This is a genomic window from Methylobacterium iners (assembly GCF_022179305.1).
GTDB lineage: Bacteria > Pseudomonadota > Alphaproteobacteria > Rhizobiales > Beijerinckiaceae > Methylobacterium > Methylobacterium iners.
Genome location: NZ_BPQP01000020.1, coordinates 117755 through 137715, shown reverse-complemented (window position 1 = coordinate 137715; position 19961 = coordinate 117755). Strand labels below are relative to the sequence as shown.

At 70.7% G+C, this 19961-nt stretch carries 20 protein-coding genes; 10 read left to right on the top strand and 10 right to left on the bottom strand.

Annotation, left to right across the window (positions count from 1 at the left end; genetic code table 11):
- Positions 1 to 48: 48 nt before the first annotated feature.
- Together MFF55_RS07620 and ispG are read right to left on the bottom strand one after the other, a co-directional pair.
- Positions 49 to 1992 (bottom strand): potassium transporter Kup, encoded by a 1944-nt coding sequence (locus MFF55_RS07620; RefSeq protein ID WP_238243475.1) that lies wholly within the window; start codon positions 1990 to 1992, stop codon positions 49 to 51.
- Positions 1993 to 2175: 183 nt separating this feature from the next.
- The gene (ispG, locus tag MFF55_RS07615) at positions 2176 to 3468 is read right to left on the bottom strand and encodes a flavodoxin-dependent (E)-4-hydroxy-3-methylbut-2-enyl-diphosphate synthase (RefSeq protein WP_238243474.1); all 1293 of its coding nucleotides are present in this window, start codon (positions 3466 to 3468) and stop codon (positions 2176 to 2178) included.
- 333 nt (positions 3469 to 3801) lie between these two features.
- Between ispG and MFF55_RS07610 the strand changes: the two genes are divergently transcribed.
- The 3 genes from MFF55_RS07610 (at position 3802) to MFF55_RS07600 (ending at position 6360) form a co-directional block, all read left to right on the top strand.
- Positions 3802 to 4920: a patatin-like phospholipase family protein gene (locus MFF55_RS07610; RefSeq protein ID WP_238243473.1), complete on the top strand. Its 1119-nt coding sequence runs from the start codon at positions 3802 to 3804 to the stop codon at positions 4918 to 4920.
- Between the two features lie 79 nt (positions 4921 to 4999).
- Positions 5000 to 5602 (top strand): sigma-70 family RNA polymerase sigma factor, encoded by a 603-nt coding sequence (locus tag MFF55_RS07605; protein ID WP_238243472.1) that lies wholly within the window; start codon positions 5000 to 5002, stop codon positions 5600 to 5602.
- On the top strand, positions 5599 to 6360 hold the full coding sequence (locus MFF55_RS07600) for an anti-sigma factor family protein (protein ID WP_238243471.1): 762 nt from the start codon (positions 5599 to 5601) through the stop codon (positions 6358 to 6360). The genes MFF55_RS07605 and MFF55_RS07600 overlap by 4 nt, the downstream gene beginning before the upstream one ends.
- A 163-nt stretch (positions 6361 to 6523) precedes the next feature.
- Here MFF55_RS07600 and MFF55_RS07595 read toward each other — a convergent pair whose 3' ends face one another.
- On the bottom strand, positions 6524 to 7540 hold the full coding sequence (locus MFF55_RS07595; RefSeq protein WP_238243470.1) for a bifunctional riboflavin kinase/FAD synthetase: 1017 nt from the start codon (positions 7538 to 7540) through the stop codon (positions 6524 to 6526).
- Between the two features lie 258 nt (positions 7541 to 7798).
- On the opposite strand from MFF55_RS07595, the gene MFF55_RS07590 reads away from it, so the two are divergent.
- Entirely contained in the window at positions 7799 to 8182 is a 384-nt protein-coding gene (locus MFF55_RS07590) for a response regulator (protein WP_018046001.1), read from the top strand.
- A gap of 146 nt (positions 8183 to 8328) precedes the next feature.
- Entirely contained in the window at positions 8329 to 8808 is a 480-nt protein-coding gene (locus tag MFF55_RS07585; protein WP_238243492.1) for a protein phosphatase CheZ, read from the top strand.
- 4 nt (positions 8809 to 8812) lie between these two features.
- Here the strand turns inward: MFF55_RS07585 and MFF55_RS07580 are convergent, their stop codons facing one another.
- Together MFF55_RS07580 and MFF55_RS07575 are read right to left on the bottom strand one after the other, a co-directional pair.
- Complete coding sequence (locus tag MFF55_RS07580) at positions 8813 to 9658, bottom strand: TIGR01459 family HAD-type hydrolase (protein ID WP_238243491.1); 846 nt, start codon at positions 9656 to 9658, stop codon at positions 8813 to 8815.
- Positions 9659 to 9797: 139 nt separating this feature from the next.
- Positions 9798 to 11258 carry an EAL domain-containing protein gene (locus MFF55_RS07575; protein ID WP_238243469.1) on the bottom strand — a complete coding sequence of 487 codons (1461 nt, stop codon included), beginning with the start codon at positions 11256 to 11258 and terminating at the stop codon, positions 9798 to 9800.
- A 248-nt stretch (positions 11259 to 11506) separates the two neighbouring features.
- Between MFF55_RS07575 and MFF55_RS07570 the strand changes: the two genes are divergently transcribed.
- The 3 genes from MFF55_RS07570 to MFF55_RS07560 all read left to right on the top strand — a co-directional run bounded on the left by MFF55_RS07570 (position 11507) and on the right by MFF55_RS07560 (position 14528).
- Positions 11507 to 11728, top strand: a complete 222-nt coding sequence (locus MFF55_RS07570; protein ID WP_238243468.1) for a heavy-metal-associated domain-containing protein — start codon at positions 11507 to 11509, stop codon at positions 11726 to 11728.
- A 172-nt stretch (positions 11729 to 11900) separates the two neighbouring features.
- Entirely contained in the window at positions 11901 to 13574 is a 1674-nt protein-coding gene (locus tag MFF55_RS07565) for a formate--tetrahydrofolate ligase (RefSeq protein WP_238243467.1), read from the top strand.
- A 270-nt stretch (positions 13575 to 13844) separates the two neighbouring features.
- Positions 13845 to 14528, top strand: a complete 684-nt coding sequence (locus tag MFF55_RS07560) for a spermidine synthase (RefSeq protein WP_238243466.1) — start codon at positions 13845 to 13847, stop codon at positions 14526 to 14528.
- A gap of 179 nt (positions 14529 to 14707) precedes the next feature.
- On the opposite strand, the gene MFF55_RS07555 is transcribed toward MFF55_RS07560, so the two are convergent.
- A complete protein-coding gene (locus MFF55_RS07555; protein WP_238243465.1) occupies positions 14708 to 15337 on the bottom strand; it encodes a Rossmann-fold NAD(P)-binding domain-containing protein in 630 nt (209 codons plus the stop codon).
- A gap of 179 nt (positions 15338 to 15516) precedes the next feature.
- Here MFF55_RS07555 and MFF55_RS07550 point away from each other — a divergent pair, with 179 nt between their 5' ends.
- Together MFF55_RS07550 and MFF55_RS07545 are read left to right on the top strand one after the other, a co-directional pair.
- The gene (locus MFF55_RS07550; RefSeq protein WP_238243464.1) at positions 15517 to 15981 is read left to right on the top strand and encodes an Rrf2 family transcriptional regulator; all 465 of its coding nucleotides are present in this window, start codon (positions 15517 to 15519) and stop codon (positions 15979 to 15981) included.
- Complete coding sequence (locus MFF55_RS07545) at positions 15971 to 16672, top strand: class I SAM-dependent methyltransferase (protein ID WP_238243490.1); 702 nt, start codon at positions 15971 to 15973, stop codon at positions 16670 to 16672. The genes MFF55_RS07550 and MFF55_RS07545 overlap by 11 nt, the downstream gene beginning before the upstream one ends.
- A gap of 84 nt (positions 16673 to 16756) precedes the next feature.
- On the opposite strand, the gene MFF55_RS07540 is transcribed toward MFF55_RS07545, so the two are convergent.
- The 4 genes from MFF55_RS07540 to plsX form a co-directional block, all read right to left on the bottom strand.
- Complete coding sequence (locus tag MFF55_RS07540) at positions 16757 to 17239, bottom strand: MerR family transcriptional regulator (protein WP_238243463.1); 483 nt, start codon at positions 17237 to 17239, stop codon at positions 16757 to 16759.
- An 8-nt stretch (positions 17240 to 17247) separates the two neighbouring features.
- Complete coding sequence (locus MFF55_RS07535; RefSeq protein WP_238243462.1) at positions 17248 to 17571, bottom strand: integration host factor subunit alpha; 324 nt, start codon at positions 17569 to 17571, stop codon at positions 17248 to 17250.
- 95 nt (positions 17572 to 17666) lie between these two features.
- On the bottom strand, positions 17667 to 18644 hold the full coding sequence (locus MFF55_RS07530; RefSeq protein WP_238243461.1) for a beta-ketoacyl-ACP synthase III: 978 nt from the start codon (positions 18642 to 18644) through the stop codon (positions 17667 to 17669).
- The gene (gene plsX / locus MFF55_RS07525) at positions 18641 to 19675 is read right to left on the bottom strand and encodes a phosphate acyltransferase PlsX (protein ID WP_238243460.1); all 1035 of its coding nucleotides are present in this window, start codon (positions 19673 to 19675) and stop codon (positions 18641 to 18643) included. The genes MFF55_RS07530 and plsX overlap by 4 nt, the downstream gene beginning before the upstream one ends.
- Between the last annotated feature and the right edge of the window lie 286 nt (positions 19676 to 19961).

The window sequence follows — 19961 nt, the reverse complement described above, 5'->3', positions numbered from 1 at the left end:
CGGATCATGCCCCCGCGCCGCAGGACGGCGAGGGGACGAGAGCCTGCCCTACACCGTCACCTGCGTGCCCACCTCGACGACGCGCCCGGTCGGGATCTGGAAGAAGTCCGTGGCGTCGTTGGCGTTCTTGGCGAGCGTGATGAAGATCCGGTCCTGCCAGAGCGGCATGCCGGAATGCGCCGCCGGACGGATCGAGCGGCGGGACAGGAAGAACGAGGTCGCCATGATGTCGAACTTGAAGCCCTGCTTTCGCAGGAGGGTCAGGGTGCGGGGGATGTTCGGCGTCTCCATGTAGCCGAACTTCATCACGACCTTGTAGAAGCGCGGCCCGATCGGCTCGATCCGGATCCGGTCGGCCTCGCCGGAGCGAGGTGTGTCCACGGTCTGGACCGTCAGCACGACGTTCTTCTCGTGGAGCACCTTGTTGTGCTTCAGGTTGTGCAGGAGCGCCGCCGGCGCGATCTCGGGATCGCTCGTCAGGAACACCGCCGTGCCCCGCACCTGGTGGGGCGGGCTCTTCTCCAGCATGCCGACGAGCTCGACCAGCGGCACGTCGGTCTTGCGGGTCTTGGTGATGAGGATTTTGACGCCCCGCACCCAGGTCCACATCAGGATGATGAGCCCGCCCGCGAGCACGAGCGGCACGTAGCCGCCCTCGAACACCTTCAGCAGGTTCGAGAGCAGGAACAGGAACTCGATCACGATGAAGGGCACGATCGCCGCCGCCGCCGCGATGGGCGACAGCTTCCAAACCTTCCAGAGCACCACGAAGGCCATGCTGGCGGTCAGCAGCATCGTGCCGGTGACCGCAATGCCGTAGGCGGAGGCGAGTGCGGAGGAGGAGCGGAACAGGATGGTCAGCACCACCACGCCGAGCAGCAGCAGGAGGTTCACCTGCGGCAGGAAGATCTGGCCCGAATGGGATTCGGAGGTGTGGCGGATCTCCAGCCGCGGCAGCAGGCCGAGCTGGACCGCCTGGCGCGACAGCGAGAAGGCGCCGGTGATCACCGCCTGGCTCGCCGTGACGGTCGCCAGCGTCGCGAGCACCACCATCGGGATCAGGCCCCATTCCGGCACGAGCTGGTAGAACGGGTCCGTCGTGTCGGGCTTGGCGAGCACGAGGGCGGTCTGGCCGAGATAGTTCAGGGTGAGGCAGGGCGCGACGAGGCCGAGCCAGGCCACCTGGATCGGGCGGCGCCCGAAATGCCCGAGATCGGCGAACAGCGCCTCGGCTCCCGTCACCGCCAGGAACACCGCGCCGAGCGCCACCAGCGCGCCGGTGCCGTGGCCCAGGAGGTAATGCACCGCGTACCAGGGGTTGAAGGCCGCGAACACGCTGGGATTGTCGAAGATGTGGGGCAGGGCGGCGAGGCCCAGCGCCAGGAACCAAACCACCATGACGGGGCCGAAGAAGGCCGCGACCTTGCTGGTGCCCCGGCTCTGCACGAGGAACAGGGCGACGATGATCGCCACGGTGATCGGCAGGACGTAGGGCTCGAAGACGGGGGTGACGAGCTTGAGCCCTTCCACCGCCGAGAGCACCGAGATCGCCGGGGTGATGATGGCGTCGCCGTAGAACAGCGAGGCGCCGAGCAGGCCGAGCATGAACACGATGGTCGAGCCGCCGAGCGCCTTGCGCGCCAGCGCCATCAGCGAGAGGATGCCGCCCTCGCCGTTGTTGTCCATGCGCAGCAGGATGACGACGTACTTGATCGTCACGATGATCAAGAGCGCCCAGATGATCAGCGAGGTCGTGCCGAGCACCTCCTCGGCGAGCAGGATGTTGTCGGCCCGGGCCGGCCCCAGCGCCTCGCGGAAGGCGTAGAGCGGGCTCGTGCCGATGTCGCCGTAGACGACGCCGACGGAGCCGACGACGAGGGTCCAGAACGGCGTCGGCGCGTGCTCGCGCGCCGTCTCCGCCGGATCGGCGCCGAGGCCGCCCGCAGGATCGGTCGGAGCGGCCGGCACGCTCGGGGAGGCGGATTGCGTCATGCGCTGAAATCCAGGCTTGGGCCTGCGGGAACCGGGCCTGCGGGAGACGGAAACAACGCGGGCTCACGTCTCGCGTGATCGGCCCCGGGCAGGCCCCGATGGGGGCGGGCGCCGGGGCCGACCGTGCGACGACCCCTAGCATGTGGCCCCGGGCGCCGGAACGGCAACCGCCCGGCCGAGATCCTACTCGGCCGCGTTGCGCGCGCCCGTCCCGAAGCGACGCTCGATGTAGTCGGTGACGATGGTCTCGAAATCCTTGGCGAGCGTCGGCCCGCGCAGGGTCATCGCCTTCTTGCCGTCGATGAAGACGGGTGCCGTCGGGCTCTCGCCGGTGCCGGGCAGCGAGATGCCGATGTCGGCGTGCTTCGACTCGCCCGGCCCGTTGACGATGCAACCCATCACCGCGACGTTGAGGCCCTCCACGCCCGGATAGGCCTTCTTCCATTCCGGCATCGAGGTGACGATCCAGTTCTGGATGTCGCGGGCGAGCTCCTGGAAGGTGGTGGAGGTCGTGCGCCCGCAACCGGGGCAGGCCGCCACGAGCGGCACGAACGTCCGGAAGCCCATGGTCTGCAGGAGCTCCTGCGCGGCCTTGACCTCCACGGTGCGGTCGCCGCCGGGCTCGGGCGTCAGCGAGTAGCGGATGGTGTCGCCGATGCCCTCCTGCAGGAGCACGCCGATGGCGGCGGAGGCCGCGACGAGGCCCTTCGAGCCCATGCCCGCCTCGGTGAGGCCGAGATGGATCGCGTAGTCGGAGCGGCGTGCCACCTCGCGGTAGACCGCGATGAGGTCCTGCACCGCCGAGACCTTGGCCGAGAGGATGATCTTGTCCTTCGACAGCCCGAGCTCTACGGCGCGGTCGGCCGAGGTCAGGGCCGATTGCACCATCGCCTCGCGCATCACCGCGCGGGCGTCGATCGGCCGGGGCGACCTGGCGTTCTCGTCCATCAGGTGCGTGAGCAGCGCCTCGTCCAGCGAGCCCCAATTCGCGCCGATGCGCACGGTCTTCCCGTAGCGGATCGCCTGCTCGATGATGGTGGAGAACTGGACGTCCTTCTTCTCCTTGAAGCCGACATTGCCCGGGTTGATCCGGTACTTGGCCAGCGCCTCGGCGCAGGCCGGATGATCGGACAGCAGCTTGTGGCCGATATAGTGGAAGTCGCCCACCAGCGGCACGTGGATGCCGATGCGGTCGAGGCGCTCGCGGATCTTCGGCACCGCGGCGGCGGCCTCGTCGCGGTCCACCGTGATGCGCACGAGCTCCGAGCCGGCGCGCGCCAATTGGGCGACCTGCGCCACCGTGCCGTCGATGTCGGCGGTGTCGGTGTTCGTCATCGACTGGACGACGATCGGCGCGCCGCCGCCCACCGTCACGGCGCCTTCGCCGGCGCCGATGCGCACGCCGACGGTGCGGTGCCGGGGCGCCGGGCCCGCGATCTCGGGACCCATCTTCGGGGAGGCTTCCATGGCTTCCATCTCGGACCTTGCGCTCCAGGGATCTTCGGCCGACGCTCGACCGAAGCCGTCCCGTCTCGCGCGGCAGGATCGGTCGTCTTCCGTTTAGCTGCGGTGGCCGCCCTCCCGCGTCAAGTCTCCAGACCGCGCAGGACAGCGGCGCCCGAGCCGCTCGGTCGCGCTAACGCCATGACCCATGTCCCATCCGGGCCGGGATGTCGAGGTTTTCGCATGCGCTCAGTGGGCCCAACCCATGCATGGCTCGAAAGAGCGGAACCTCGCCGCTCCGCCCCTCGTTTGCTGCCTTGCGCCATTTTCTATGCTGCGCTGCAACATAATACCAAGGACGTCGCCATGGACGAGCGCTCGCAACCCGATCCGCACAATCCTTCCTCCGTCCCCGCCGCCCCGCCTGCATCCGGAATGGGCAGCGCACGCCCGCGAACCGGCGTAACGCTCGCGGGACCGAACGCGGACAAGACCGTCTCGCTGGCGCTGCAGGGCGGCGGCGCGCACGGCGCCTTCACCTGGGGCGTGCTCGATGCGCTGATCGAGGACGGGCGGCTCGGCTTCGAGGCGATGACGGGCGCGAGCGCCGGAGCGATCAACGCCGTGGTGATGCTGGACGGCTGGCTCGAGGACGGGCCGGACGGAGCGCGCGAGGCCCTCGCGCGGTTCTGGCGCGAGGTCAGCCTCGACGGCGATTTCTGGCCCGCCCAGCGCAGCGTCTTCAGCGGCCTCTTCGGCCTCTGGAAGGACAACCCCGTCGCCGCCTTCTGGGGCCGGGCGTTCCGGACGAGCCCCTACGTGTCGAACCCGCTCAACATCAATCCCCTGCGCAAGGCGCTGGCCGGCCAGGTCGATTTCGAGCGCCTGCGCGCCAGCGACACCGCCAACCTCTTCGTCTCGGCGACGAATGTCTGGAGCGGCAAGATCAAGGTGTTCGAGCGGTCCGAGCTCACCGTCGACCACCTCATGGCCTCGGCCTGCCTGCCCACGGTGTTCCAGGCCGTCGAGATCGACGGGGTGCCCTATTGGGACGGCGGCTATCTCGGCAACCCGCCGCTCTATCCCCTCCACCAGGGCGCCGAGACCCGCGACGTGCTCCTCGTGCAGATCAACCCCGTGGAGCGCCGCGAGACGCCGCGCACCCCGCAGGAGATCCAGGACCGTCTCAACGAGATCACCTTCAACGCCAACCTGCTGCGCGAATTGCGGGCCATCGACTTCGTCGAGGACCTGATCGAGGAGGGCGTGCTCGGCGAGGGGCACTACAAGCGCGTGCTGGTCCACCGCATCGACGGGACGGGGGCGCTCGACGCCTATCACGCCTCCTCCCGCCTCGATGCCCGCTGGCGGGTGTTCGAGCGCCTGCGCGACACCGGCCGCGACGCGGCCCAGGCCTGGCTCGCGGCGAGCTACGACGCGGTCGGGCGCGAGTGCACGCTGGACCTCGAATCGACCTACCAGTAGCCCTTGCCGGCCACGCTTGGCTCAACAACCCTTGGTCCGCGGGCGGATTAGGGGACGCCGCTCGCCCGTTCTCACCATCATGACGGCCGACTCATCACCGCCGACCGCCCCGCCCGACCGAGGCGACATCGTCGACCTCATCGTGCCGATGCGGCGCTACGCCCGCGCGCTGACCCGCGACGTGCCGCGGGCGGACGACCTCGTCCACGACGCCCTGGTGCGCGCCCTGGAGGCCGGTCCACCGACCCGGCCGGGGACCAACCTGCGCACCTGGATGATGACGGTGCTGCACAACGTCTTCGTCGACGACCAGCGCCGCAAGCGCGTCGAGGCCCGCCACGCCGAGGCGGCGGCGCGGATCGAGGAGGGGGCCGCGGCCCCGCCGGCGCAGGAGGGCCAGCTCCGCCTCGCCCAGATCCGCCGGGCCTTCCAGGCCCTGCCGGAGGAGCAGCGGGCCGCGCTTCACCTCGTGACGCTCGAGGGGCTACCCTATGCCGAGGCCGCCGCCGTCCTGGGCATTCCGATCGGCACCCTGATGTCCCGGCTCGGCCGCGGCCGGGCCGCCCTTCGGGCCTTCGAGGAGGGGCGGGCGCTGCCGGCCGAGCGGCCGCGCCTGCGCGTCGTCGCGAACACGGACAAGCTTGCGGCGGACAGGACTGCGAAGGAGGGCAACGCACCATGATCGACCCGATCACGGACGAGGATTTCACCGCCTTCGTCGACGGCCAGCTCGACCCGATGCGCCGCCTCGAGGTCGAGGCGCATCTTGCCCGGCACCCCGAGGACGCGGTGCGGGTGATGGCCGAGCTTCGCGACCGCGACGCCCTGCGCGCCGCTTTCGCGCAGGGGCCCGGCCCGATGCCCGAGCGCCTTCACGCGGCCGCGCGCCGCCTCGACCGCTCGCTCGCCCTGCGCCGGATCGGGCATCGGCTGCGGCGGGCCGCCGTCATCGCGCTGCTCGTCGGCGCCGGCTGGCTTGCGCATTCCGATATCGGCTTCGTCGGCGTGCCCGGCACCGTCGCCGCCCCCGTCGATCCCGTCCTCGTGGCCGAGGCGCGGGAGGCCCGCCGGACCGCGCAGCTGCGCGCCCGCATGGCCTCGCAGCGCATGGTGGCCTCCTACGATCGCGCCGAGATCGAGGCCGCCACCGGGATCCGCCTGCCCGCGCTCCCCGCCGCCTGGCAGGTGCGCGACGTCCAGGTGTTTCCCGGGCGGAGCGGAGCGGGGATCGAGGTCGCGATTGATGCCGGCCCGCACGGCGAGGTCGCCCTGTTCGCGACGCGCGACCCCTCGACGGAGCGCCGGCCGCAGGCCGTGACGCTCGCCGCCTCCGAGGACGGCGAGACCGCCTATTGGAGCGACGGCCGCTCGGCCTTCCTCCTCAGCGGCGGCCGCGACCGCGAGGATTTTAGGCAGGCCACCGCGGCGCTCGCGCCCTGACGCCAAATTCGATTGATCGGCCCCAGTTCGATCGAGAATCGCGTGCTTCCCTCCCCCTTGTGGGGAGGGATCGAGGGTGGGAGTGGTTCCGCTGGCCTCCGCAGCAGGGTCACCCAGCCACCCCCACCTCCAACTCCTCCCCACAAGGGGGAGGAGAGGTGCATCACGCAAGCATCGACGCCGTCCCGTCGGCCGCGATCAGCGCCCGGGCTTCCTCGGCGTCGATATCCATCCGCGCGATCAGTGCCTCGGCGCTCTCGAAACGCGCCTCGCCGCGGATGAAGCCGACGAACTCCACGGAAAGATCCTGCCCGTAGAGATCGCCCGAGAAGGCGAAGAGGTTGACCTCGAGGAGCGGCGCGCCGTCGTCGAAGGTCGGGCGGCGGCCGTAGCTCGCCACACCGTCGCAGAGCCGTCCGTCCGCGAGCCGCGCCCGTACGGCGTAGATGCCGTGGGCGAGCCCGCAATCGGCGAGGCGGATATTGGCTGTGGGGTAGCCGAGCGTGCGGCCGCGCTTGTCCCCGTGCTGGACCTCGCCCAGCACGAACCAGCGGTAGCCGAGCAGCGCGTTGGCCCGTCCGACGTCGCCCCGCGCGAGCGCCGCCCGGATCGCGCTCGAGGAGACCGGCTCCGTCTCGGCCCCCAGAGACACGGCCGGCAGGACGCGGGAGGTGAGCCCCGCCGCCTCGCAGAGCCTGTTCAGGACCGCGGGTGTGCCCTCGCGGCCACGGCCGAAGTGAAAATCGTGGCCGATCACCACGCCCGACAGGCCGAGCTCGGTCTTGAGCAGGCGCTCCACGAACTCCGCCGCGCCGGTGCCCGCCATCGCTGCGTCGAAGCGGCGGATGATGAGGCCGTCGAGCCCGAGCCGCGCGAACAGGATCTCCCTCGCCCGCGCGCCGGTGAGGCGGAACATCGGCCGGTCGGGGGCGAAATAGGCGCGGGGATGCGGTTCGAAGGTCAGGACCGCCGCCGGGCGGCCCCGGGCGGCGGCCGTCTCGCGCACCGCGCTCAGCAGCGCCCGGTGGCCCATATGGACGCCGTCGAAATTGCCGATGGCGGCCACCGCGCCCGCGAGCGCGGGCGGCACGGGCTCGTCCTCGCGGCAGACGGCGAAGGGCGGGCGGTCCGGACCGATCCCACCGCGCCGGCTCGGGGCTGTCTCTTCGCCAGACGACATCGGGGTTCAGGTCGCTTCCGGGTGCGGGATCGCGCGAGGGGCGGGCAGGGGTTCGTGTCGAAAAGCCCCGAGGCGGTCAAGCGAGGGCGCGCGGGCAGATTGTCCCCGCATCACGATCCTGTGGGCAGTTAACCGGTTCGCAATTCAGTCCGGCGTAATTTCGGCGGCAAGAGGCGTCGGGCCCCCGCGCTTCCCCGAAACCCGTGATGGGTCGCGGCGCGCCGCACTGGCCCTCGAACTGACGGAGCAGAACGACTCATGGCCCTCGATCTCGGCATGCCGATCCTCGTCGTCGACGATTATCAGACGATGGTCCGTATCATCCGCAACCTTCTTAAGCAGCTCGGCTTCGAGGAGGTCGACGACGCCTCCGACGGCACGGCCGCGCTCGCCCGGCTCAAGAACCGCAAGTACGGCCTGGTCATCTCCGACTGGAACATGGAGCCGATGACGGGCTACGAGCTGCTGCGCCATGTCCGCGCCGACGAGGCCCTGCGCACCACGCCCTTCATCATGGTCACGGCCGAGTCGAAGACCGAGAACGTGATCGCGGCCAAGAAGGCCGGCGTGAACAACTACATCGTGAAGCCCTTCAACGCCGCGACGCTGAAGAGCAAGATTGAAGCCGTCTGCGGCGCCTGATCTTCTCCAACCAACGCTACAACCATCTCAGGGGGCGGGAGCCGATGGGACTCGCAAACGTGACGCGAAACACTGGCCCCGCACCTGCCAAAGGTCCCGCACCTGCCAACCCCACGCCTGCCAATACGACGCCCGCCAAGCCGTCGCTGATCCGCGAGCTCGTCGAGATCGCGGATTACATCGCCCACGTCCGCAACGAGATCGCGGCGCTGCGCGCCAACGAGCTCACCCGCGACCGGCTGCCGATGGCCCACGAGGAACTCGGCAGCGTCGTCACCGCGACGGCGGGCGCCACGAACTCGATCATGACCGCGGCCGAGGAGATCCTCGGCCTGCCCAGCGACAAGAACTACCGCGCCGCCGTCGAGGCGCGGATGAACGACATCTTCGAGGCCTGCACCTTCCAGGACATCACCGGCCAGCGGATCTCGAAGGTCGCCGAGGCGCTCCGCCAGCTCGAGAGCCGGCTGACCCGGTTCGCGACCGCCGTGAACGCCCGCGACGCCGGCGGCATCGACCCGGCCGAGGTCGAGCGCCGGATGCGCGCCGAGCTCCTGATCCTGAACGGCCCCCAGCTGAAGGGCCCGGCCACGGCCCAGGACGAGATCGACGCGCTCTTCGCCTGAGGTCTCACCAGACCAGCCGCTCGATCACCGCGTCCGGCCGCGCCTCCTGGCGGCCGAGCCATTCGGCGACATCGCCGAGCCTGTCGTGCTCGGCGGCGACCCCCATCTCCTCGGCGTGGATCCCGCGGGCGACGAGCAGGCTCGCGATCCCGAACCCGTTCGCGCCCGCGATGTCGGTGCGCAGCGCGTCGCCCACCGCGATCACGCGCGCCAGGGCGGGCGGCGTGCCGTCCAGTTCCGCCGCGAGGTCGAGGGCCGCCTCGTAGACCGGCCGATAGGGCTTGCCCGCGTAGGTGACCCTGCCCCCGATCTCCGCATAGGCGGCGGCGAGCAGCCCGGCGCAGGGGATCAGCTTGCCCTCGCGCTCCACCACGAGGTCGGGATTGGCGCAGAGCATCGGCACATTCCGCGCCCGGAACGCCGCGAACCGCTCGCGATAATCCTCCGCCGTCTCCCGCGTGTCGTCGAAGGGACCGGTGCAGACGACGCGCTCGGCCGCTTCGCCGGCTACGAGCCGCAGGTCGAGCCCCTCGAAGATCGGGGCGTCGCGCTCGGGCCCGAGATGGTGGACGCGCTCGCCCGGATGCCGCGCCAGGAGCCCCCGGGTGAGATCGCCCGAGGTCAGGATTGCGTCGTAGGCCTCGCGCGGGATGCCAAAGCCGTCGAGGATGCGCTGGACGCCCGCCCAGGGCCGCGGCGCGTTCGAGACCAGGATGACCCGGCGCGGCCGGCCCTCGGGGGCGAGCCGGCGGAACCGGATCAGCGCGTCGCTCGCTTGCCCGTGCGCCCGGGTGCCGTCATGGAGCACGCCCCAAACGTCGCAGAGGATCAGGTCGTAGCCCGCGCCCATCCCCGCGAATCCGTCGGGGATCGGGATCGCTCCGGCGGGGGCGGATGTCGCGGTCATGGATAGGGCCTGGGGCTGTGCGGCGGCGTGTCGTCGGGCGCCCGGTTAGGGGGCCGGGCGGCGAAGCGCAATGCGGGGGCGCTCAGCCGGCGCGGCGCAGGAAGTCGCGGAAGGGGCGGCGCTGGGGCGGCGGCTCGGGCTCCTCGCCGGGGGAGGGGGCGGCCGGCTCCGGGGCCGGCGTCGCCAGCACCTCGGCCCGCACGGCCCGGGCGGGAGCGAACACGCTGCCCTGCGCCAGCGGGACGTCGAGATCGATGAGGTCGGGCACGTCGGCCTCGCGCTCCACCCGGTCGGCGACGAGCTGGATGCCGGCCCGGGCCAGCGCGGCCGCGAGGTCCTCCAGCGCGATCGCCGGCAAGCCCAGGCGGGCGGGGGGCCGCAGCAGGAGCTCCACGGGCAGCTTGACCTGGCCGATGCCGCGCTCGGCGAGCGCCAGGGGATCGAGCCGGAGGTCGACGGGGCGGTCGAGGGTGAAGCCGACCCGGCCCCGCAGGCCGCCCAGCGCGCCGGCCTGCTCGGCATCGAGGCTGCGCCAGCTCGCCTGCGGCAGCGACAGGACGAGGCGCCCGGCCAGACCTGGCTCGTCGCCGACGAGGCGGGCGAGCCAGCGCAGGAAGCCGGGCTCGAACAGCGAGGCCGGCGAGAGCGCGTAGGCGACCGCCGCCGCGCTGCCCCGCCCGCTCAGGTGCCGGCTGATCGTGGCGACCCGCTGCAGCATGCGCCGGTCGAGCTCGGTCGTGCGCCCGTGCCGCTCCAGCGCCGGCAGGAAGGCCTCGGGGTCGAGGGTCTCGTCCTCGACGCGCAGCCGGGCCAGGGCCTCGTAGGAGACGACCTTGCGTTGGGGCAGGGAGACGAGGGGCTGCAGGTGGATCTCGAGGCCCCCCCCGTCGAAGGCGTCGACGAGCGCGGCCTCCCATGACCGCTCAGGCGCCGGCGGCGCGGCCGGCGCCTCCAGGGGGCGGGGCGTCCAGGCGACCGGGGCGGGCGAGGTCCGCCGCGGCGGCGCGACGATCTCGGGCGCCTCCGCCACCGGCTCCGCCCGGGGGACGGGAATCTGCGGGATCTCGAACGGCTTCGCCTCGCCCCTCGGCGGGGCCGGGGCCACCTCGGGGGCGGGACGCGCCTTCAGCCCGGCGATCTCGTCGTCCTGCGCGGCGACGACGGCGGCGAGCTCCCGCACGATCCCGCTGAGAAGGCCGATCTCCGCGGTGACCTCCTCGACGCCGGCGAAGAGGGCGGCATTGTCCGGTGCGGGCTCGGATGTGCGCCGCTGCGGGTCGGCCTCAAGGCGCGCCTGGCGATCGCCCAGGGCCTCCAGGCGCAGCAGGCGTCGCGAGAGCACGTCGACCTCGCCGGAGAGCTTGTCCGCCCGCGCGGCGAGCTTTCCGGCCCGACGGTACAGGAGGAGGGCGGCGATCATCGCCGCGGTGGCGAGCGCGAAGGCGCCGGCGAGCGGCGCCAGCACCGCGAGCGGCGCCAGGACGACCACGCCGAGGAGGCTGAGGGCTACGACGCCCACGCGCTGGCCGACGATCCGGGCCATCGGAATGCTCAACCCTCGAACGCGCTCTCTCGCCCGATGCGACGACCGAATCGGGAACAAACCCGTTTGTCGCCGAGTGCGTCCCCGCTCACAAGGATGCGGCGGCGGCACCAACCGGATTTTCGCCAACTGTGGCTTGCGCTTCGCGCCCGGCCTTCGTCCATGGGGGCAACCGGCCGCTTGCATCCGCCGCGTCGCGGGCCGACATCATGGGCGCGAGCAGCGGGGGCCGAGAACGGGAGCCAGGCATGGACGCGACGCGGGTGGACCTCCTGATGCAGGTCGAGGGCATGACCTGCGACGGCTGCGCGGAGGCGGTGCGCCGCGCCATCCGCCGTGTCGATCCGGAGGCGGAGGTGGTGGTCGACCTCGACCACGGCCGCGTCGCCGTGACGACCCGGGCCCAGAGCCTCACCATCGCCGAGGCCCTGTCGAAGGCGGGCTACGAGGCCAGCGCCATGACGGGCTGAGATCCAAGAACGAATTTTTGCGCGCGCGTTGAAAAATTCCGAGGCGCTTTTCTCCCGGCCCTCGATAAAACTGGCCCGATGGGTTTAGCGTGGCCGTCCGGAGGCCGCGTGGCCAGGACGAGGCCGCACGGCTCAAGGCCGGCGGTCGAGACAGACGGGAAGAGACGCGACCATGCCCTCAGATATCGAGATCGCCCGCGCGGCGACCCTGAAGCCGATCACCCAGGTGGCCGAGAAGCTCGGCGTGCCCGAGGAGGCCCTGCACAATTACGGGCGCACGATCGCCAAGATCGACCACGGCTACATCAAGAGCCTCGCCGACAAGCCGGAGGGCAAGCTCGTCCTCGTCACCGCCATCTCGCCGACGCCCGCCGGCGAGGGCAAGACCACGACGACGGTGGGCCTCAGCGACGGCCTCAACCGCATCGGCAAGCGCACCGTCGCCTGCCTGCGCGAGCCTTCGCTCGGCCCCTGCTTCGGCATGAAGGGCGGCGCGGCCGGCGGCGGCAAGTCGCAAGTGGTGCCGATGGAGCAGATCAACCTGCACTTCACCGGCGACTTCCACGCCATCACCGCGGCCCACAGCCTCGCGGCCGCGCTCATCGACAACCACGTCTATTGGGCGAACGAGCTCAACATCGACGTTCGCCGCATCGCCTGGCGCCGGGTCGTCGACATGAACGACCGCTCCCTGCGCCAGATCACGTCGAGCCTCGGCGGCGTCGCCAACGGCTTCCCCCGCGAGGACGGCTTCGACATCACCGTCGCCTCCGAGGTGATGGCGGTGTTCTGTCTTGCGAAGGACCTCGACGACCTCGAGGCGCGGCTGGGCCGCATCGTCATCGCCGAGACCCGCGACCGCAAGCCGGTGACGCTCAAGGACGTGAAGGCCACCGGCGCCATGACGGTGCTCCTCAAGGACGCGCTGCAGCCGAACCTCGTCCAGACGCTGGAGGGCAACCCGGCGCTCATCCACGGCGGCCCCTTCGCCAACATCGCGCATGGCTGCAATTCGGTGATCGCCACCAGGGCGGGCCTGCGCATGGCCGATTACGTGGTCACGGAGGCGGGCTTCGGCGCAGACCTCGGCGCGGAGAAGTTCATCGACATCAAGTGCCGCCAGGCGGGCCTCAAGCCCTCGGCGGTCGTTATCGTCGCGACCGTGCGCGCACTCAAGATGCATGGCGGCGTCTCCAAGAAGGAACTCGGGGCCGAGAACATCGCGGCGCTGGAGAAGGGCTTCGCCAACCTCGCCCGCCACGTCGAGAACGTGCGCGGCTTCGGCCTGCCGGTGGTGGTGGGCGTCAACCACTTCTACGCCGACACCGATGCCGAGCACGCCAAGCTGAAGGAGCTCTGCCGCGAGCGGCTGGGCGTCGAGGCGATCACCTGCAAGCACTGGGCGGAGGGCGGCGCCGGCGCCGAGGGGTTGGCCCAGGCCGTGGTGAAGCTCGCCGAGGGCGAGCAGAAGCCCCTCAACTTCCTCTACGCCGACGAGACCGGACTCACGGACAAGATCCGCACCATCGCGCAGAAGCTCTACGGCGCGGCCGACATCATGGTCGAGCAGAAGGCGGCGGGGAAGCTCGCGCAGTTCGAGAAGGACGGCTACGGCAACCTGCCGGTCTGCATGGCCAAGACCCAGTACTCGTTCTCGACCGATCCGAACCTGATGGGCGCGCCCTCGGGCCACACCATCTCGGTGCGCGACGTCCGGCTCTCGGCGGGCGCCGGCTTCGTCGTGGTGATCTGCGGTGAGATCATGACGATGCCGGGCCTGCCCAAGGTGCCGGCCTCGGAGGGCATCCACCTCGACGCGAACGGTCAGATCGAGGGACTGTTCTAGGGCGGTCAGCGGGGCCGGCATGGTTCCATGAGACGTGCGAACCTAGAATGCCGCCGTCGTTCGCCGCAACGATGATGAAGCCAACGCTGTCATCCCGGGGCCGCGCAGCGGAACCCGGGATCCATAACCACCGCGAGCGCCAGCTAAGGCACCGTCGGCGGCTCCGAATTCCGGGTTCGCCTTCGGCGCCCCGGAATGACGGTGTTCGGCTATCTTTCTCAATCTGCCCTTCGCCTTTGGTTCAGATATCGTTCTTAAGTCGAGGCCCTGGTGATCCCCTGGACGCTCCTCGACACGATCCCGATCCCCGGTGAGGCTGGCACCCTGCGCCTTTTCCGGCGCGGGTCCGAGTTCGCGATCCGGCTCGGCGACAACGAGCTGATGAACAGCCGGCTCAGCGGCTCCGAGGAGGCGCTGGCGACGCTGGCCTGCGGGCGGATCGGGGCGCGGGCCGGCGCCCACGTGCTCATCGGCGGCCTCGGAATGGGCTTCACCCTGCGCGCGGCGCTCGCCGCGCTGGGGCCGGATGCCGCGATCACCGTCGCCGAGCTGGTTCCAGGTGTCGTGGCCTGGGCGCGCGGACCGCTCGCGGAGGTCTCGGGCCGCGGTCTCGATGATTCCCGCGTCGCGATCCGCGAGGGCGACGTGGCCGAGGCGATCCGCACGGCGCGCGGGGCCTACGACGCCATCCTGCTCGACGTCGACAACGGCCCGGACGGCCTGACCCGGCCCTCCAACGACCGCCTCTACCACGCGGTCGGCCTCAGCGCTGCCCGCAATGCGCTTCGCCCCGGCGGTGTGCTCGCCGTCTGGTCCGCCGCGCCCGACGCCGCCTTCACCCGGCGGCTCGCCCAAGCGGGCTTTGCGGTGGAGACCGTCACGGTCCGTGCTCGTGCCGGGCGCGGCGGTGCGCGGCACACGATCTGGCTTGCGGCGCGCTCGGGACGGGGCTGAGATTCGGTTCACCCGACCCGGCCCTTCCCTCGGACGGATCCGGCTTCTTGTTTCGGCACCGGACCGGAAGCCGGAACCAGCTTGGGGTCCGGTGCTCGGCCGAACCCGATTTGGCGCCAGCACGAGAAGCCGCACGGATCGGAGTGCCGCCGGCAACACGCGTGGCGGGTACGACCGTCTCAGTTCAGCTCCGCCGACCGGATGACGCGCGTGCCGGGCCGGCCGGCCAGGGCGGCATCGAGCATGACCTGCGCAATCCGCTCCGCCGGATTGATGCGGAGCGCCTTCGGGAGGACCGGCCCGAGGAGCCCCAGAACGGTGGAACCGACGCGCTCGGCAGGACGCGGCTCGCTGCGTCGGCCGCCGATGAGACCGGGCCGCACCAGCGTCAGCGACCGGAACTCCAGCGCGGCCAGGTCACGCTCCACCTCCCCCTTCACGCGGGAGTAGAAGAACCGAGAAGTCGGGTCAGCGCTCATCGCCGAGTTCAGCACGAAGGTCGTCGCGCCACGAGCCTTGGCCAGGCTGGCGACGGCGAGCGGGTAATCGTGATCCACCTTGCGAAACGCCGCCTGCGAGCCTGCCGCGCGAATCGTGGTGCCGAGGGCGCAGAGGACCGCGTCGGCGCGCCACCAATCCGCGTCTGCGGGCAAGCGGTCGAAGTCCACGACCGGTGCGAGGAGCTTCGCGTGTTGCGGCAGGGCACGTCGCGCCGGGGCTACGATTGCCTCGACGCGTTCATCCCCCAGCGCCCTTGCAAGGACGTGCTGCCCGACGAGGCCAGTCGCTCCCACCAACAGCAGTCTCATGTCCGATCCTCCCGCCTTGCCCATCCTGCCTCGATGACACGCGCGGCCTCGTCGACGAACGACCTGGCCCTGATGGGCACGGGGCGCGCGAACGGCAGGATCGCGCGCGCATGCGTGGAACTCCTCCCTGCGTGCAACGCGCGTTGACAATGCCGTCATCATGAAACAAGTAAAGTTACATGAGACGAGACAGTCGATTGTCAGGGGTGCTCCACGTCCTCCTCCATATGGCCGAGTTCAAGCAGCCGGTAACCTCCGAGCGGCTGGCCGTCATGATGCAGACCAATCCGGTCGTGATCCGCCGCATCATGGGAGGGCTGCGCGATCTCGGCCTCGTGGCCTCCGAGAAGGGGCATGGGGGAGGCTGGACCCTTTGCTGCGACTTCGACCGGGTGAGCCTTCACGACGTCTACCTCGCCTTGGGAGCGCCGGAGCTCTTCGCGATGGGCCACCGCAACGTCGCGCCCGCCTGCCTTGTCGAGCAGGCCGTGAACGCTGCGCTCGCGACAGCCTTCGAGGAGGCGGAGAGCCTGTTGATGGCGCGTCTCGGCGACGTGACCCTTGGACAACTCAGTGCCGATTTCCACGCCCGGTTCGCGAAGCGCGAACGCTGTGCGCAGGAGGCTCGTCCCGATGTCGCATAGCGCGAAACAGGCGCCGCTCGATTTTGTGGCCTCCTTCGACGACCCGGCGGCGGTAGCCAGGTATGCGGAGGGGCCGCCTCGTTTCGTTCCCGGTTTCGAGGCCCTTCACAGGATGACCGGCATCCTGCTGGCCGAGGGAACGCCGCCCGATGCGCAGGTCTTGGTGCTCGGCGCCGGGGGTGGACTGGAATTGCGGGCTCTAGTCGAGGCTCAGCCTCGCTGGACCTTCGTGGGCGTCGATCCTTCCCGGGAGATGCTGCTGCAGGCGGAGCGGACGCTCGGTCCGCTGATGGATCGGGTCACATTGATCCAGGGCTACATCGATGACGCGCCAGCCGGGCCCTTCGACGCGGCGACGTGCCTGCTGACGCTGCACTTCCTCGATGCCGTTGAGCGTGAGGCGACGGTTTGCGCCATCCATCGGCGACTGAGAGCCGCCGCACCCTTCGTTGCCGCCCACGGCAGCTTTCCGCAGGACGAGCGGCCGCGGTGGCTCGACCGCTATGAGGCGTACGCGCTCGCCTCGGGCGTGGATCGGGAGCAGGCCCGGAAAGCGCGCGCAGCGGTGGAGGCGAGCCTTCCCGCTCTCGATCCCCAGCAGGATGCCGACATCCTGCTCGATGGCGGCTTTCGGGACGTCGCGCTGTTCTACGCGGCCTTCACGTGGCGGGGCTGGATCGCACGGGCCTGACGGAAACCCCGTCTCCGCGAACCACGCCGTCAGACGTTTCGCTGACGCTTCAGGCGCCCGGGAAACGGCGCGCTGCGGATGCAATCAGCCCGCCGGCTCCGGCGGCACTCGCATCGCCGCCAGCGTGTCCTGGCAGGCGTAGAGGTCGCGAAGCACAGCCTCCAGCGCGGAACGATCGTCGGCCGATAGCGCGCCAGCTTCCGAAGAAACCTCCTGCGCCTCCGCCTCATCGACCGGGGGCGCCACCGCCTCGGCCTCGCCGCGTCCGACCGACTGGACGAAGCGCACGCCGCTCTCCTTGAGGATGCGCTGGGCGCCGCGGATCGTGTAGCCCTGCCCGTGCAGGAGGCGGCGGACGCCCTTGATCAGGTCGATGTCGTCGGGCCGGTAGTAGCGGCGCCCGCCGGCGCGCTTGACCGGCTTGATCTGCCCGAACTTCGTCTCCCAGAAGCGCAGGACGTGCTGGGGCACGTCGAGCTCCTCGGCGACCTCGCTGATGGTGCGGAAGGCGCCGGGGCGCTTCTCCGATCCCTCGGACGCGTCGGCGGCGCGGGCGGCGAGCGGCATGGTCGGTCTCAATCGTCGCTATCGTGAATGCCGCTGCCGTTCAGCCCGTTGATGCGGGCCTTGAGCACGTTGGAGGGCTTGAACACCATGACCTGGCGCGGCTCGATCGCCACCTCGACGCCGGTCTTCGGATTGCGTCCGACTCGCTTGCCCTTGCTGCGCACCACGAAGGAGCCGAAGGAGGACAGCTTCACGGTCTCGCCGGCGGCGAGGCAGGTGCAGATCTCGGACAGGACGGTCTCGACGAGGGCGGAGGATTCGGTGCGGGAGAGACCCACCTGCTGGTAGACGGCCTCGCTCAGATCGGCGCGTGTGACCGTCTTCCCCGTCATGCGTCTGTCCCCAAATCCGATTCGACGTTTCTTGCGTATCTCTATGATCGCACACGCTAATCGGCGTTCGTGCCGGGGTCAACCGCGCGTTTGGCCTACCAGCGGATCAGGGAGGCGCCCCAGGTGAAGCCGCCGCCGATGGCCTCGATCATGACGAGGTCGCCCTCGCGGATGCGGCCGTCCTTGCGCGCCACGTCCAGCGCCAGCGGGATCGAGGCCGCCGAGGTGTTGCCGTGGCGGTCGACCGTGAGCACCACCTTCTCGCGAGCGATGCCGAGCTTGTCGGCGGAGGCCTCGATGATGCGCCGGTTGGCCTGGTGTGGCACGAACCAGTCGAGCTCCTCGGGCGTCGTGCCGGTGGCCCGGAAGGACTCCGCGATCACGTCGGTGACGGAGCCCACGGCGAAGCGGAAGACCTCCTTGCCTTCCATGCGCAGGAACCCCGTCGTGCCCGTCGAGCCCGGGCCGCCGTCGACGTAGAGCTTTTCGCGGTGGCGCCCGTCGGAGCGCAGGCTCGCATTCAGCACGCCCCGGTCGGCGCTCGTGCCCTCGCCCTCCCGCGCCTCCAGGACGATCGCGCCGGCGCCGTCCCCGAACAGGACGCAGGTGGTGCGGTCCGTCCAGTCGAGGATGCGCGAGAAGGTCTCGGCGCCGACCACCAGCGCGCGCTTGGCCCCGCCCGTCGTCAGGAACTTGTCGGCGGTGGCGACGCCGTAGACGAAGCCGGCGCAGACCGCCTGGAGGTCGAAGGCCGCGCCCTGGTGGATGCCCAAGGCCGCCTGGATCTGCGTGGCGGTGGAGGGGAAGGTGTGGTCCGGCGTCGAGGTCGCGCAGATCACGAGGTCGATGTCCTCGGGTCCCATGCCCGCATCGTCGAGCGCCGCCCGCGCCGCGCGGGTGCCGAGCACCGAGGTGGTCTCGCCCGCATCGGCGATGTGGCGCTGGCGGATGCCGGTGCGCTGGACGATCCACGCGTCGGAGGTCTCGACGCGCTGCGAGAGCTCGTCGTTGGTGACGACCTTGGCCGGAAGGTGGGAGCCGCAGCCGACCACGACGGAGCGCAGCATCGTCATGCCGGCACCGCCATCGGCGTCGACTCGAGCATGTCGCGGATCGTGCGCATGAGGTCGTGGCGGGCCATGTCGTGGGCGAGGTCGATGGCGGACGCGAAGCCTGCCGCGTTCTCCGAGCCGTGGCTCTTGATGACGATGCCCTCGAGCCCGAGGAAGACGCCTCCATTGGCCCGGCTCGGGTTCATCTTCTCGCGCAGGGCGCCGAAGGCCTGGCGGGCGAAGAAGTAGCCGATCTTGGCCGACAGGGTCCGGCTCATGGCGGCGCGCAGATAAGTGGCGATCTGCTTGGCCGTGCCCTCCGCGGTCTTGAGCGCGATGTTGCCGGTGAAGCCCTCGGTGACCACGACGTCCACGGTGCCGCGGCCGAGATCGTTGCCCTCGACGAAGCCGTGATAGGCGAGCGTCGGCAACTCGACCTCGCGCAGGATGCGGGCGGCCTCCTTGACCGCCTCGTTGCCCTTCATCTCCTCGGTGCCGACATTGAGGAGCCCGACCGTCGGGCGGTCGAGGTCGAACACGATCCGGGCCATGGCGGCGCCCATCAGCGCCATCTCGACGAGGTGCTCGGCATCCGTGCCGATGGTGGCGCCGACATCGAGCACGACGCTCTCGCCGCGCACCGTCGGCCACAGGCAGGCGATGGCCGGCCGCTCGACGCCGGCGAGCGTCTTGAGGCAGATCTTCGACATCGCCATGAGCGCGCCGGTATTGCCGGCCGAGACCGCGGCATCGGCCTGCCCGTCCCGCACGGCCTGGATCGCCTGCCACATCGAGGATTTGCCGCGCCCCGCGCGCACCGCCTGGCTCGGCTTGTCGTCCATGGTGATCGCGACCGTGGTGTGGCGGATCTCGACGGCCCCCTTCAGCCGCGGCTCGGCGGCGACGAGGGGCGCGAGCACGGCCTCGTCGCCGAACATCAGGAAGGTCATCTCGGGATGGCGCTCGCGGGCGATGCCGGCGCCCGGCACCACCGTCGAGGGACCGTGATCGCCGCCCATGGCGTCGAGCGAGATGCAGACTCTCTGGGACATGCTGGTCGGCCGGTAGCCTCTTGGGCGAAGGGAATCCCCTCCGCGAAGGGGTGCAAGGAAATCGGCGCGAGGCGGAGGCCGAGACGGGGCCCCGTCCCCGGCGGGGCGGAAAATAGCGCCTCGCGCCCCGTGGGCAAACGAAATCTGATCCGGCCCGTTCCGCGCCGGGCGGTTGCGGACCCCTGAAGGGAAGGTTCCGTCCGATGTGCGCGGACGCACGGCGGTGGCAGCCCCGCGTCCGGAGCCCTGGCGGATGCCGGGGCAACGCCCAACTAGGAGCGAGCCG

Coding starts and splice junctions, on each gene's coding strand:
- MFF55_RS07620 (WP_238243475.1), bottom strand. CDS start 1,992: ATGACGCAATCCGCCTCCCCGAGCGTGCCGGCCGCTCCGACCGATCCT.
- ispG (WP_238243474.1), bottom strand. CDS start 3,468: ATGGAAGCCATGGAAGCCTCCCCGAAGATGGGTCCCGAGATCGCGGGC.
- MFF55_RS07610 (WP_238243473.1), top strand. CDS start 3,802: ATGGACGAGCGCTCGCAACCCGATCCGCACAATCCTTCCTCCGTCCCC.
- MFF55_RS07605 (WP_238243472.1), top strand. CDS start 5,000: ATGACGGCCGACTCATCACCGCCGACCGCCCCGCCCGACCGAGGCGAC.
- MFF55_RS07600 (WP_238243471.1), top strand. CDS start 5,599: ATGATCGACCCGATCACGGACGAGGATTTCACCGCCTTCGTCGACGGC.
- MFF55_RS07595 (WP_238243470.1), bottom strand. CDS start 7,540: ATGTCGTCTGGCGAAGAGACAGCCCCGAGCCGGCGCGGTGGGATCGGT.
- MFF55_RS07590 (WP_018046001.1), top strand. CDS start 7,799: ATGGCCCTCGATCTCGGCATGCCGATCCTCGTCGTCGACGATTATCAG.
- MFF55_RS07580 (WP_238243491.1), bottom strand. CDS start 9,658: ATGGGCGCGGGCTACGACCTGATCCTCTGCGACGTTTGGGGCGTGCTC.
- MFF55_RS07575 (WP_238243469.1), bottom strand. CDS start 11,258: ATGGCCCGGATCGTCGGCCAGCGCGTGGGCGTCGTAGCCCTCAGCCTC.
- MFF55_RS07570 (WP_238243468.1), top strand. CDS start 11,507: ATGGACGCGACGCGGGTGGACCTCCTGATGCAGGTCGAGGGCATGACC.
- MFF55_RS07565 (WP_238243467.1), top strand. CDS start 11,901: ATGCCCTCAGATATCGAGATCGCCCGCGCGGCGACCCTGAAGCCGATC.
- MFF55_RS07555 (WP_238243465.1), bottom strand. CDS start 15,337: ATGAGACTGCTGTTGGTGGGAGCGACTGGCCTCGTCGGGCAGCACGTC.
- MFF55_RS07550 (WP_238243464.1), top strand. CDS start 15,517: ATGAGACGAGACAGTCGATTGTCAGGGGTGCTCCACGTCCTCCTCCAT.
- MFF55_RS07545 (WP_238243490.1), top strand. CDS start 15,971: ATGTCGCATAGCGCGAAACAGGCGCCGCTCGATTTTGTGGCCTCCTTC.
- MFF55_RS07540 (WP_238243463.1), bottom strand. CDS start 17,239: ATGCCGCTCGCCGCCCGCGCCGCCGACGCGTCCGAGGGATCGGAGAAG.
- MFF55_RS07535 (WP_238243462.1), bottom strand. CDS start 17,571: ATGACGGGGAAGACGGTCACACGCGCCGATCTGAGCGAGGCCGTCTAC.
- MFF55_RS07530 (WP_238243461.1), bottom strand. CDS start 18,644: ATGACGATGCTGCGCTCCGTCGTGGTCGGCTGCGGCTCCCACCTTCCG.
- plsX (WP_238243460.1), bottom strand. CDS start 19,675: ATGTCCCAGAGAGTCTGCATCTCGCTCGACGCCATGGGCGGCGATCAC.